General features: G+C 45.7%; 6 protein-coding genes. All 6 read right to left on the bottom strand.

From position 1 onward, the window contains the following. Positions 1 to 70: 70 nt before the first annotated feature. The 6 genes from P401_RS0101815 to addB all read right to left on the bottom strand — a co-directional run bounded on the left by P401_RS0101815 (position 71) and on the right by addB (position 11,763). Positions 71 to 1,069: a class I SAM-dependent methyltransferase gene (locus P401_RS0101815; protein ID WP_029340969.1), complete on the bottom strand. Its 999-nt coding sequence runs from the start codon at positions 1,067 to 1,069 to the stop codon at positions 71 to 73. A 141-nt stretch (positions 1,070 to 1,210) separates the two neighbouring features. Next, the gene (locus P401_RS0101810; protein WP_029340968.1) at positions 1,211 to 1,591 is read right to left on the bottom strand and encodes a DUF1516 family protein; all 381 of its coding nucleotides are present in this window, start codon (positions 1,589 to 1,591) and stop codon (positions 1,211 to 1,213) included. A gap of 84 nt (positions 1,592 to 1,675) precedes the next feature. Further along, the gene (locus P401_RS0101805; RefSeq protein WP_029340967.1) at positions 1,676 to 4,219 is read right to left on the bottom strand and encodes a HAMP domain-containing sensor histidine kinase; all 2,544 of its coding nucleotides are present in this window, start codon (positions 4,217 to 4,219) and stop codon (positions 1,676 to 1,678) included. Beyond that, a complete protein-coding gene (locus tag P401_RS0101800; RefSeq protein WP_023467390.1) occupies positions 4,200 to 4,577 on the bottom strand; it encodes a response regulator in 378 nt (125 codons plus the stop codon). The genes P401_RS0101805 and P401_RS0101800 overlap by 20 nt, the downstream gene beginning before the upstream one ends. Before the next feature lie 206 nt (positions 4,578 to 4,783). Continuing rightward, entirely contained in the window at positions 4,784 to 8,335 is a 3,552-nt protein-coding gene (gene addA, locus P401_RS0101795) for a helicase-exonuclease AddAB subunit AddA (RefSeq protein ID WP_029340966.1), read from the bottom strand. After that, positions 8,332 to 11,763, bottom strand: coding sequence for a helicase-exonuclease AddAB subunit AddB (addB, locus tag P401_RS0101790; RefSeq protein WP_029340965.1), 3,432 nt, complete (start codon positions 11,761 to 11,763; stop codon positions 8,332 to 8,334). The genes addA and addB overlap by 4 nt, the downstream gene beginning before the upstream one ends. Between the last annotated feature and the right edge of the window lie 81 nt (positions 11,764 to 11,844).

Raw genomic sequence — 11,844 nt, 5'->3', positions numbered from 1 at the left:
ATTATACTAAGCACATAGTAAAAGCGACAAATTTGAACTGTCTTCCAACTGTAAAAACGCCAGACTTCGCTTAGGAAGTGGCGTTTGCAGTGACGATATACCAGGCACCTTCTTTTAAGAATGGTGTGATCGAAATGTTTTCAAACCCAGCTTTTGATAGATCTTCTTTCAATTCTTCCTTACTCGGTAATGGATACAGATTCTCATGCAACGTCATAAAGGCATTGAATGCTGCTGAGAAAGGTGCGCCATGTGAACTATCACGTAATGGTGTGACGAGAATGACTGTTCCATCATCCTTGACGAAACGACGAACTCCTTCTAATAGTGCAAGTCGTTCCGGTTGCGGGAAGTAATACAAAATATTATTCATCATGACACCGTCATATGTCTCTTTGACATCAAACGTTTTGATATCCCCGACGACAAAATCAATCTCTCCGCTCGTATCTCGCCGTTTTGCTTCGGCGATGACTGATTCTTCAATATCAATTCCGGCGAGTCGTAAGTCCGGCAATGCCTCGTGAATTTTACGGAGATACCCGCCATAGGCACAACCAATATCAAGAAGTGAAGTTAGATTACGATTCCGAATGATGTGACGTACTGCTGGGAAAGCGACAGTCTCAACGAGAGCTGAAGTTTCGGCTACAACGTCTCCATGTTCCTCTCCATTAAAGGTCTTTTGTTGACCCTCTTCTAAGAATTGAGGATAAGAGAATAGTGCTGGTAAGTGCAGCTCCATCATTTCCGATAACATAAATCCGATACTGCGGTCGTCTGATTGAGAGAGTTCCGGAAGAACATGGCGAGTCGCTGTATAGCGTAAATCTTTTTTCTTCAAGTGACCGACTGCGACGCCGACTTCGAACCAGCGGGATAGCGCTTCCTGTGTCAGCGGACGCTGCATCCGTAGCTGTGCCTCTGCTTGCGTTGCTCCTGTTTGAAGAGCATCGAATAATCCATATTTATAACCGATATACCCATGCCAAAGTGGTAACACCGGTTCTGCGCGTTTCATCCATTTCCGTGCCCGGAAAACCTTCGTCCATTCCTTCAACTGTGCCACAAGCGTTCCCCTCTCTACTGTGTAATACATCCCTTTTCCCAAATAACAACCACTTGTAAACAAAAATTACTAACGGACATGACAAAAAGAGTCCTTTTCAACCTATAAGGTCGAAAAGGACTCTTTTGATTCTGTATGAACTTAGAAGAACTTCATACCGTATGGGAGTGAATAACCAAGGAATACTGTCACAAGGACGAGCACGGCGAATCCGATGACGAAACCGGAATAAGCTTTTCCTTTTTTAAGCCGAACAAGTGTCAACTCTCCGAAGATGAGCGTTAGTAATCCTGCTGTGATCTTCGCATGGTAGAGTGGATCTGGGTTTTCAGACATCCCCATGATTTTGATGTACAGATAAAGACCTGTCGCGAACGTCAATAAAAGTAGAAGACGGAACGCCATATGAATGCCTTTTGCGGCTTTCTTATTGTTCTTGTACATCGAAAAGGCGACGAAGAACGTGACCAATAAAAGTACCCAAAGTAAGACGTGTGTGTGAACGAATGCTGTGATTGGCATTTCATTTCCTCCTTTCTTTTCCTATCTCATCGTATCTGATTTCCGTACGAACACCTAGTGTTATTTTGTTGATATATGGTTTTTTCAGGAGATTGTCACATGTGTGGATTGGACGAGTGGGAATTTGACAGTGAAGAGACTTCCTTCCCTTACGACCGATTCCACGTGAATTTCTCCACCATGACCGGTGACGATTTCCTTACAGATAGCTAGACCGAGACCCGTACCACCAATTTTTCGACTATCTGAGTTGTCGACGCGGTAGAATTTTTCAAAGAGACGACTGAGCGATTGTTCTGGAATCCCAATTCCTTCATCCCGAACTTGAAGAATGACTTGATCAAGCGATGTCGTCAGTACGACATCGATCGCACCGCCAGATGGTGAATACTTCACCGCATTATTCAATAAATTATTGAGCAACTGTCTGATTTTTTCTTCATCTGCTTCAATGACGGGTAACTGATCTCCTTCGTGACGGAACGTAATCCGATGAGCTTGTGTCGAAGCTGCATAGAACTGTGTCGTCTCTTCGGCAATCGCATGAACGTTCACCGATGCTTTTTTATACGATTGTGTGCCCGACTCCATACGCTGGACATCTAAGAAATCATTGACGAGATTCGCAAGGCGTTCCGTTTCGGAATGGATCGTCCGTAAATATCGATCTTGGCGCGATTCTTCGATGTCCCGGTTGAGCATGAGCTCTGTAAAGCCGTAAATCGAAGAGAGTGGCGTCCGAAGTTCATGAGAGACGGTTGAAACGAGTTCCGATTTCAAACGATCCATTTCGGTCTCTTTCGTCACATCACGCATGACAAGCATCGTTCCTTTATGCACCTGATGAATCTGGATCACCTCGACATAAAATTGAATGAATACCGTCTCGTTTCGAATCGAGAATTGTAGACTATCCGTCGGTAATTCTCCACGGAGAACTGAATCGACGTATCTGCTGAAGACTTCTGGTTCATCGACGACAGATCGAATGACTTCAAGACATGTTTGAAGCGTTTCTTGCTCCGTGTGGACTCCATATCGTAATTCCGGGAACAGATCGTACAGCGGTCGATTGACGAAGACCTCTTCTTTCCCAGGTTCAAGATAGATGACCGCTTCTCGAATCGAATCGAGAATTCGCTCCGTTTTCGCTTTTTCTTTTGTCATCTCGTCAAATAAACGCATTCGCAAGAGTGATAGTGACAGTTGACGGGAGAAGGACATGACGTCTCGCATCTGTTCATTCGTGAACTGATCGCGGTAGCGGACAAGGTAAATATACGCGATGATATCATCTGCCGTTGGATCGAGAATCGGCACAGCCGTTTCATACATATAGTACGGATACGGTAATGGATGATTGCTTGCGACTTGTTTAGAAGAATGAACTGGGGTCTTAAGCGATTCTGCTCGTTTCAACAGTGACGCATCATTTTGGAGCAACTGTTCTGCCAGTTCATCCGTCATCCCATAAGTGACGACAGAATAACTATCTTCCTCATCCACGAACACCAATGCACCGATCTCCGAATCCGTGATTGTGACGAGCTTCTCGATGATTTCGGGATAAGCGGTCAACGACTCACGTGCCGCAAGTGTCTCGGTTAAATCATTCCGGTACTGGAGATGCTGTTCATTGCGCATCGTCAGCTCTAACGCTTCTTCAAGCTCTTGCTGTTGTGCTTGCAATTCTTCTTGTTGGGCTTGCAGTTCTTCCTGTTGCGCCTGTAATTCTTCATTTTTCGCTAATAAATGCTGCTTGTTCTCGGAAATCGAACTTGCCATCTGATTGAAGGATAACGCCAGAATTCCGATTTCATCTTTACGATTCGGTACTTTGACGCTCGAAACATCTTCACCGTTTGCAAGCCGTTGACTGTTCTTGACGAGAGATAATAATTCCATCGTGATGCGGCGAATAAACGGATAAATAAAGAAAATCAAGATGGCAAGTAAGACGACGATATTCGCTAACCAAATCAGCTGTGTCGTCCGGATTTCCCGTTCCAGCTGGGCGCTCGTCCGTTGTGCCCAATCCTCTAAAAATTCACGATAACCGCCGAGTGCTAGCTCGCTCTTATTGATCTCTGATAGTACATCAATGTTTCCTTGAGCATCTAATTGAATCTTACCTTCAGCTAACAATCGCTGACCAAGTGGCAGTTCAGCAAGTGTTGTTCCTTTTAAGAGCGATTCCGTGACATCTCCGGATTCTTTCGCTTTGACATAAGATTGAATAAGCGGCAAAATGGCATCGAAATAATAACCATACAATTCTCTCGAGGACTGGGCGAATGCCTTTCCCTGATCATAAATCGCATTTTTTTCGAACCATTCTGTATCCTGATCAATCTTATCTTGCTGAGCCATGACTTGATTGTACAATTCTCCATTCCCCATCAAGGCATAACCACGCATATTGAACTGGACATCCTGCCACTCTTCCCATAAGGCACCCGCACGTGCACTCCGATCACGGATATCTTCTAATTTCGCCCGAGTCGCCTGCAGTTTCGTATCGGTATAGTTGTAGACGATCAATGATGAAATCATCAATGTAGCTAATACGACATAAAAGGAAGCCATGAGTTGGCGCCCGATTTTTCGATTAATCCACTTGGTGATCACTCAGTATTCCTCCCACGACATCAATCAGTTCTAACGGACTAAATGGCTTTGAGAAAAAGTAATTCGCACCAATCTCTTCCGCTCGTTCGCGGTCCGATTGTTGACTTTTAGCCGTCAACATCATGATTTTTAGATGTTGCTTATCCGGATGTTGTCGGACTTTTTCGATGACTTCAATCCCTGTCATTCCAGGCATCATGTAATCGAGTAAAACGAGATCATATTCAGCGTTCATGATTTTTTGATACGCTTCGTCTCCATCTGTCGCTTCGTCGATCGTATATCCTTCATCTTCTAGTGTATCGAGTACTAACATTCGTAAGACATCTTCGTCTTCTGCTAATAAAATACGTGCCATCTATTAAAACCTCCCAAAATTATCCATCGTCAAAGTGACATATCTTCTTTATTTTACACAGTTCCTTCACAATAAGAAACGGAAATCGCTTCAGAAACTGATTTTCCCTCCTTATTCCTCATCCCTCTTTCGTCCTATGCTAAAACCTCCCTCATCTCTACCTTAAGTAGGAGAACGAGGAAGGTCTCGATCGTATCAAAATTAAATTAAACTAAATCAATCGTTTCTTCTAAAGCAAACGCATAGATGACCTTCCGTGTAATCTGAATATGAAGAATCGCTTCTAGCGCTTCTTGATACAGATTCAATTGGGTCGCATATCGTTCACGTAACACGTCTGCAGGTGTTTGTCCGACTTCCGTCGTAACGATTTGATCCGATTTATAATCGAGCAAGATATATGATTCTCCATCCTGAATCAAACAGTCGACGATTCCTTGCATGACTGCGTCATCCACTGGACCTGTCCAATCTTTCCGGAAACGCGATGCCCCGATCTTATAAGTGAATGGCAACTCACGATAGACGTGGTTCGTCCGTAATCGTTCGCTGAACAATTGTCCGATTTCAGAGTCGAGGAACCCTTGTAACTGTGCTGTCGCTTCCCGCATCGTCGTCGCTTCAATCGGCGTAATGCGTTCCGTTGCTTCCCACTGATCAATTTGATGCGAAATCGATTCGTCCGGTTCATACAATTGCATCGCTAAGTGTAAGACCGTTCCTCGTTCCGCCCCACTGAGAACTGGTCCGAGGAATTGAGGCGTTCGGTAATAGGTCGTCTGGCGATATGTCGTTTCAAATGCTGCACGTTCCAGCTGTTCCGCTCGCTTCAGTTCCGTGACGGTCTGTTTTGCTGCCGTCTCTGTCGCAAGCGCATGCGGATACTGATACGAAAATGCCGCTTCGACGATTTCTTTGACTTGCGAATTAATCGGCACATCGATTTTTTCAAGCTTCTGGACGTGTTCGAGTTGCTCCACGAGTGTTGAGATTTCTTGATACGGTGCTAACTCCTCTAAAGACATCACGCGAATCGACCAATCCGTCTCATCCGGACGTAGTAAACTACTGCGTAAAACTGCCGGAACGACCCATTCTGCATAACTCTTCGCTTGGCGCCGGTCATTTTCAGGTAGTAAGACTTCATCTGGTGGCGTCATCTGCCAAGTCGCCATTTGATCTTCTAAATCCTTGACTGTGCCGACGAGAATCAACTTTTCCTTCGCTCGAGTCATCGCAACATACAAGACGCGCATCTCTTCCGCCTTCATCTCTCGATCCATTTCCCGGCGAATGACTTCTTTCAGAAGGGTCCCAGATCTTAAACGACGAATTGGATCAATCGCATCTAGGGCAATGCCATACGTCTTATGCAACTGAATCGCTTGCATCTGATCCTGTTTGTTGAATTGCTTCGTCAATTGGCTGACGATCGTCACAGGGAACTCGAGTCCTTTTGATTGGTGGATCGTCATGATGCGAACGACGTCCTCGTCTTCTCCAAGCGAACGGGCTTCTGCGAAGTCTTCTCCTCGTTCAATTAATCGATTGATCAGACGAAGGAAACGATATAATCCACGATAACCGGACGTCTCATATTGCTTCGCTCGCTCATATAAGGCGTTCAAGTTGGCTTGACGACTTTTTCCTCCGGCGAGACAGCCGACGTACTCAAAATAGCCGGTCTGATCAAAGAGCGATCGAATGAAAGCCGGAAGAGCACTCCCACGCGCTTCAGTTCGCCATGATTGAATCTGACGGATGATTTCATCTATTCGAATCCCGAGTGATGATTCCTCTGCCGCCATCGCTAGCGCTGCCTCATAAAAGCTTCCTTCTTTTTGTTTTGCTCGAATCCGTCCTAAATCTCGATCTGCCACTCCAAAAATCGGCGATCGTAACAGACTCGCGAATGGAATATCTTGAAGTGGATTATCGATCGTCTTGAGCAATGCCATCATGATTTGAATTTCCGTCGCTTGGAAGTATCCGCCCGTCGTATCCGCATAGACCGGAATCTCATACTGTTCGAGCACTTCGACAAGCGCTTGGACACGCTTACCACGCGACCGTGCTAAGACGACGATGTCGCGGTATTCACAGGTCCGGAATCGGTTTGCTTTCGCATCGTAAATTAGATGTGGATGCATCGAATCAACGAGTTCTAAAATTCGTGTTGCAATCGCTCGTGCTTCAACCTCTTCTTTTTCACTATCAAGTGGATCAATCAAGAGTAATTCAGGCGCCACTTGCTCCGATTCGAGATAACTCAGATTCCCGAGTCGAAGGTGCGCGGCTTCATCGTAATCAATCTCCCCGACGGTCTCATCCATCACTTGGCGGAAGATTTGATTTGTTCCATCCAGCACCTCAAGACGACTCCGGAAGTTTTTTGTTAAATCGATCCGTGTTCCCACGTCGGTCTGTTGGAATCGTTTGAATTTCTCAAGGAACAATCCTGGCTCTGCATGACGAAATTTATAGATGGATTGTTTGACATCACCGACCATGAATAGATTTCCTGTCGCCTCATCCGTTTTCGAGACCAATTGGATAATGCGTTCCTGAACCTCATTCGTATCTTGATATTCGTCAACGAGTACTTCGACGAAGCGTTCCTTCAGAAGTTTTGCCACGTCTGACGGTTGTCCTTCGTCCGTCAAAATCTCTAATGCAAAATGTTCAAGATCCGAAAAATCGACGATACCACGTTGTTGTTTCGCTTCAAGATAATCACTTGCAAATTGACGTACGAGTGTTACGATCGTTTCCACATGTCGAAGCTGCGATCGTAAGTCTTCTAAATAATCAACACCAGTCTTTTGGACGAATAGCTCTTTCATTTTCTTGAACTCCGCTACGAGTCGCGTCCGCTCTGCTTGAAACGGCTTGATTCCTTCATCCCCGCGTGGACTCTTCCAGCGACCGAACTCTACTGCTTGAAAAGCAAGCGCAACCATCGACCATTGGCGTGCTGACGTCTCAAGTGAGGTAAAAGGAGCAATGTCCTGTCGCATCATGTTTCCCATTTCCGCATAACCAGACTGCTCCAGCTCAAAAGCAAGTTCTCGGTAACGTCCCAATACATTTGAGAGACTTTCCCACTCTAATTCGACTAGTCGTTGCATAAGTGGAGAATCATCCGGATCAATTGGCTGATCGTACTGACTGATTAAATGTGCATAAAAGGCTTCCGGATCCGGTAAGGAACGGGAAAACCGATAGAGATTCGAAATCAGTGTCAGCATCGCTTGATCATCCCGATCTGACGTATAACTATCAATCAAATCATAGAATCCCGGGTCCTCAGAAGCATAAAAGGACTCAAAGACCGCTTCTAAGACATCGTCTTGTAATAACAGTAATTCAGATTCATCGGCAATTCGAAACGCAGGATCCAGACCAATCCGGTAATAATTTTCGCGGAGAATCGACAAACAGAACGAATGAATCGTCGTAATTTGTGCCCGGTTCATCAATTGACGCTGTTTTTTCAAATACAAATCGTCCGGTGCCTCTTTGATGCGCTGATCCATGACCTCGATGACCCGCGTCTTCATCTCACGTGCTGCCGCATTCGTAAAGGTAGCAACTAGAATTCGATCTGCCGACAACTCATCTTTGGGATCAATCAATCGTTGCGTCAGCCGTTCGACGAGGACAGCTGTCTTCCCTGATCCGGCTGCCGCTGAGACTAGGATATGTCCACCTCTAGCTGAAATGGCTTGTTGTTGTTCTTCCGTCCAACGCACGCTCATTCTTCTTCCTCCTTCAACCGTTCCAGTACCTCTTTTTCAGACATCGGCTTTAATGGGCGATACTGATTCCCAAGCGATTCATCGAACTGACAGACTGAACGATACTCACAAAAACTACACGGAGTCCGCTCTTGATAATCAAATGGATTGATAGCGATATCCCCATCATAGATGTCTTGACTGCTGTCTTTTAGTGCCTCCCATGCATGATCCATCAGCGCTGATAAATCTTCCTCCTGTACGACACCTTTCGTCTGCGTCTTATGCAGTCCGTTTTTCGTGAATGTCACTTTGACAAGCGGTGATTTTTTTCGTTCATCGTACGCAATATGATCCATCGCTCGTAGTACTTCGTCATTCTCGAGGATGACGCCTTGCATTTGATAGGACTCGAGTAACAATCGGTTGCGTTCTTCTTCGTCAGCCGATAAATCGCCCCGCAACATGGGGTTTTTGACGTGGAAATATAACGCACCAGCTGGTTTTGCCTGCTGTTGATAAAGCAGCTCCGACTGTTCCACGACCGTCTTCAAATACAACAACATCTGAATCGCAAGCCCATAATAGATTTCCGCAAAATCAAGTCCTCGAGCACTTGATTTATAATCAATGATTCGAACGTATAGCTGATCACCAATCGTCGCCTGATCAATCCGGTCGATGCGACCCGTGAATTCAATTTCTGTTCCATCCGGCAATGTAAAGCGTAATGGTGGGAACGTCGCGTTCCCAAAACTGATTTCAAATAAGTCAGGTTCAAAATCTGTTCGTTTTGCTTGTTCAACAAGCATTTTAGCTGTTTGTTCGACGACATCCGTCAATTTTTTCTTGATATACCCGAACCGACTCGAACTCATCAAAATCGCATTCTGAATTTCAGGTGTCACCTTTTCAACAGCTTCCTTCGCAAGTGTTCCGCACGTCTCGCCATCGAGCTCGCGCCAGTGTCGTCCAGAAGCTTTAATACTGAGCGACAGATCATTCAGTGCACCGTGGAACAGATTCCCAATGTCCGGTGCTTCGAATTTATACAGTTTTCGCTCGCGTAAACGAAGGCCGTATCGTGCAAAATGCTTATACGAACAGGCATTATAGGTCTCAAAACGCGAAACGCTTGCTTGCAGTGACTCACCATATAAACGATGCGCCAATCCTTCCGGCAAGGCTTCCGCTTGATTTTGATAGAACAAGGCATTCGAGAATAATCCCATCCGTTCACGTCCCTGTCCGTTTTCGAGAAGCGTATTATACACTTCGAACCAAATTGGCTGGATCGGATAACGTCGTTGCAGACGCCGGAGTTCAATCGCTGTCGCTGCTGCCGCGCGATCTGGGCTCGTCACGAAATCAAGTTGTTCTTGCGGTGCATGTTCTCCAGCTTCTGCAAAGTGTGTTTTGATCGGACGATCGAGCAACAGTTGTCGCTTTAATTGTTTTGTGATCGCTGCCGGCTGAAGCGCCTTTCCTTCTTCATCGACAAGTGCGTAACTAACATACAATGCTTCACTTGGAGCCATCATCCCTTGATACAGGTAAAACAGCTCATCATCAAACACGTCAAGAGACGCTTTTCCAACCGGAATACCATGTTCATGTAAGAAGTCATGATCATTTTCGGACAGTAACTTTGATTGATCTTGAACGAACGGAATCAGACCATCATTCGCTCCCAGTAAAAAGACGACTTTCACTCGTTGTAATCGTCCACGGACATAGTCCGTCGCGATAACTTGATCAAGCGATGGAGGAACAAGTGCAAAACGAAGGCTCTCAAGTCCTGTCTCGACCATCTGAACAAACAGTTCCGTTGACAAGGTATGCTCAGGCGCAGCAGCTTCTAGCTGTTCGAATAGATGGAGTATCGCTTCGTACACTTGATCGTGCTCTCGAGCAACAAGTAACTGATCCTGCTCTAGTGCCTGCTTACGCCATTCCATTAAACGTTCTGCAATTTTTTGTTCTTCAAGGAATTGATAAAGACCTTTCGTATACGCGCTCATTGTCTTTGCCTGCTTCAACCGACGGTGCAATGGTTCAATCAAGTCGACGACGAAGGTTCGTAAATCGTTCAGTTCTTCTTCTTGCGCAAGCTCTTCTTCCGTTAAGCGAACTTCCTCTGCTAGGCGTCGCTTTAATTGCCATGGTTGTTGCCACATCGATCCTTTGATGCCGCGTTCGAGCACGAACGTCTCGAAACGATCGAGCGCTAGACGCGCATCTTCTGCTGGAATCGGCAAGAGCTCCGTCTTCAGTAAACGAAAGACTGTTTCTTCCCGATAACCCGACGTCACGATGTCTAAAGCAGATTGAATCAAGTCAATGAGCGGATGATGAACCATCGACTCACGTTGATCCAAGAAATACGGAACATCGTACATGTGGAAGGCTCGTTCCAAGTGATCCGCATACGGCTCAAGATGTCGCACGACGAATGCCATTTCATGAAAACGATACCCTTTTTGTCGAACGAGTTGAATCGCTTTCCGCACGGCTGATTCTGCTTCGACTTGACGGTTAACTGCAGCTGTCATCTGAAAGCCGTCAACGTCATGATCGACAGCGGGATATCCCGGCTTCAACAAGGCCTGCTCCAAATGTCGTAGCCCTTCTGATTGAAACTTGATTGGTTGATCGTACAAGATTTCTTCGTATGGAATCGACAGCTCCTGCATCTGACCGATCAACTGCATGTAGCATCGCTGAGACACACCAAAAGAGGTTTGTTTCGCATAAGGATCCGTTGGGTCCATCGTAAAACTAATATGCATTTCAGCCACTTGTTGCATCAAGGCGAGCAGTACTTGTTGTTCCTGAAGCGAAAATTCATAAAATCCGTCGACGATGATCGTCGCTTGATCCAGTCGTGCTTTTGGAAGTAATTCAAGTAACGTCGTATAGTAATCGTCCGCATGGAGTGCTTTATCGACGATGCGTTCCGTAAAGCGCTCATAAATCAAAGCAAGATCGTTCAATTTCGGTGACCGTTCGAGAGAACGATCACTCACTTGACGCAACATATCTGGTTCAATCAGCGAGCGTTTAAACGACGCGATGAGCTCATCAAGTCCTTGGAAAAATCCTGGCATGTTTTTAGTTCGTTTAAAAATCTTCAGTTCGTCTTCTGATTCCTCGACGACCTGTCGCAGTAATAGCTGTGTCCCTGTCTCATCGAGAAATGGAATCGCTTGATTCCCGTAATCGCGTAAGATATGAAACGCAAAGCGCCGTAGACTCATGACCTCAAGACGAACAAGACCTGCTATCCGGTCATCTGTCGCAATCCGCCGCTCCATTTCAAATGACATCTGATCCGGAACGATGAAATACATCTTCTCCCCTAGCGGTCGTTGCTCGAGTTCTTGTACGACGCGCTCGATCAATTGTGTCGTTTTCCCACTACCGGCACGACCAATATGCATATGGTTCATCAAGAAAACCTCCTCCTCGTTTTTTCTTTACTATCAGTATCTCACAAACAAGAACAAATGTACTGTTTTTGGCGCATGTCT

The organism is Exiguobacterium acetylicum DSM 20416, from assembly GCF_000702605.1.
Taxonomy (GTDB): Bacteria; Bacillota; Bacilli; order Exiguobacteriales; family Exiguobacteriaceae; genus Exiguobacterium_A; species Exiguobacterium_A acetylicum.
Note: the sequence above shows the minus strand (reverse complement) of the source record. Positions and strands in the feature narration are given on the sequence as shown.

What these genes read in the sequence shown, in the direction of transcription:
- addB (WP_029340965.1), bottom strand. Translation starts at nt 11,763, where the DNA reads ATGAACCATATGCATATTGGTCGTGCCGGTAGTGGGAAAACGACACAA.
- P401_RS0101810 (WP_029340968.1), bottom strand. Translation starts at nt 1,591, where the DNA reads ATGCCAATCACAGCATTCGTTCACACACACGTCTTACTTTGGGTACTT.
- addA (WP_029340966.1), bottom strand. Translation starts at nt 8,335, where the DNA reads ATGAGCGTGCGTTGGACGGAAGAACAACAACAAGCCATTTCAGCTAGA.
- P401_RS0101800 (WP_023467390.1), bottom strand. Translation starts at nt 4,577, where the DNA reads ATGGCACGTATTTTATTAGCAGAAGACGAAGATGTCTTACGAATGTTA.